Source organism: Pseudoduganella sp. RAF53_2 (assembly GCF_052113985.1).
In the GTDB taxonomy this organism is placed as follows: Bacteria; Pseudomonadota; Gammaproteobacteria; order Burkholderiales; family Burkholderiaceae_D; genus Rugamonas.
This window is the reverse complement of sequence record NZ_JBFRDW010000891.1, coordinates 1-1,783: the sequence shown is the minus strand read 5'-3', so window position 1 is coordinate 1,783 and position 1,783 is coordinate 1. Positions and strand designations below refer to the sequence as shown.

Genomic DNA, 1,783 nt, shown 5'->3' with positions numbered 1-1,783 from the left:
CCGCTCACGCTGCCGTCGGCTGCCAGGCGAATCGCAGAAGAAGACTTGATCGTGGCCGAAATGTCCTTGCCGTGATTGACCATCTTGTAGCCGCCGGCCGCATCGGCCGCGCTGATCGCCGCAGCAACCGCAGGCGTTGCCTTGCTGAGCGGTGCATAACGCAGCGGCGCCACAACCAGCCAGCCATCGTCGTTGACAAACATCTGGTGCACGCGCACTTCGTGATACTCGCCCTGCCCAGGGAAGCGGGTGTGGAAGATCAGGAAATACTGCTTCGTCGCCGGATCGTAGTACGCCGAGTTGTGGCCCGGCGAAACGTAGCCAAGTGGCGTACCGGTTTCACCATCGGCCAGCGCGTACTGATAATTGCCGACCAGCTTCTGGCCATACGGGGCGATGCTCGCATCATCAAACAGCGTGCCCGCAGCCCCCTTTACGTTGGCCATGTCCGTGCCTTTGGCATCGACATAAGGACCGTCCGGCGACTTCGAACGCGACACGCGAATGTTGTAGCCACCATTCGCATCCAGCCCGCCGAAGGACGTGAACATATAGTAGTAGCCGGAATCCGGGCTATACAGCACATAGGCGCCTTCGATGCGCGCATGATTGCCACCCAGTAGATGCTTACCGTAACCCTGGCCCGGCAGCGGCAGCCCCGTGGCCGAGTCCATGGCCATGATGAAGATGCCGCCGGAGTAGGAACCGTAGATCATCCACAGCTTGCCGTCCTTGTCGCGGAATACGTTCGGGTCGACGACGTTCGGATGCTTGGTCGCGTCATAAACCGTACCGTCCGGGCTCACCTCGCCCCACATGCCGGACTTCAGCAGCAACTGCTTGTTGACGTAGGGGCCTTCTGGCTTGTCCGCTACCGCAACGCCCAGCGCCGAACGCGGCGAGTCGCCCTTGCAGGCATCGTAATACATATAGAACTTGCCGTCGCCAAGCTGGATCACGTCCGGCGCCCACAGGTCGGTGACCTGAGCCCAGGCGAAGGTTTCGGCCAATTCCTTGGTCGCGTCTGCGAACAGCGGATTGGTGGCGGTGACGCCATCAGCGATCTTGGTCCAGTTCATCAGGTCCGTGGTCTTTGCCGCGGCGAGATGGGAGCCGAAGATGTAGAAGGTATCGCCAGTGCGGACGACCGACGGGTCGTGTACCGACACGTTGGCGAAGGTCAGCGCAGCCTGGACAGGCGGTGGCGTGACCGGCGTAGTCGGCGTGGCCGGTGTTGTTGGCGCAGGCGTCTGCGTCACCGAGGTGACCGCCGTAGTGCCGCCACCACCGCCACCACAAGCCGTAAGGGCGAGCAAGCCCGCTGCGGCCAGGCCGCAGGCAATCTTACTGAGCTTCATGACGCTTACTCGACGGCTGCGACGACGACCGACTTGGCCGGCAGCTTCACCACCACCTTGCCGCCGCTGGCCTGCGCACTGAACGGCGCTGGTTTCACGGCATCAGGCTGGGCGAAGGTGTTGTGCGCGTCCATGGCCGTGGCAGTCAGCACCTGGCCATTCAGCTTGCCGACTTTGGCGCCGGACAGGTTCACCGTCACATCCACCGCTTTGTTCGGGTTGGTGTTCACCAGCGCCACGTAGACCTTGCCATCCTTGGCGCGTGCGGCTGAAGCGCTCACCTGCGGCACCGTCGTCGAGCCTACGCTGTACTTGCCGTTGTTGGCCACTGCCACCGGCAGCGAGGCCGCATCCTGGAACGGCACATACATCTTGAAGGCATGGTAAGTCGGCGTCAGGATCATCCTGTCCTTATCGGTCAGGAT

At 62.4% G+C, this 1,783-nt stretch carries 2 protein-coding genes; both read right to left on the bottom strand.

The features are described from left to right. Positions 1-1,358 (bottom strand): family 43 glycosylhydrolase (locus AB4Z11_RS30720; RefSeq protein ID WP_442029828.1); only part of this gene is annotated, 1,358 nt, incomplete at its 3' end. Positions 1,359-1,363: 5 nt separating this feature from the next. Beyond that, on the bottom strand, positions 1,364-1,783 hold a 420-nt coding region (locus tag AB4Z11_RS30715), incomplete at its 5' end, for an alpha-L-arabinofuranosidase C-terminal domain-containing protein (RefSeq protein ID WP_442029826.1).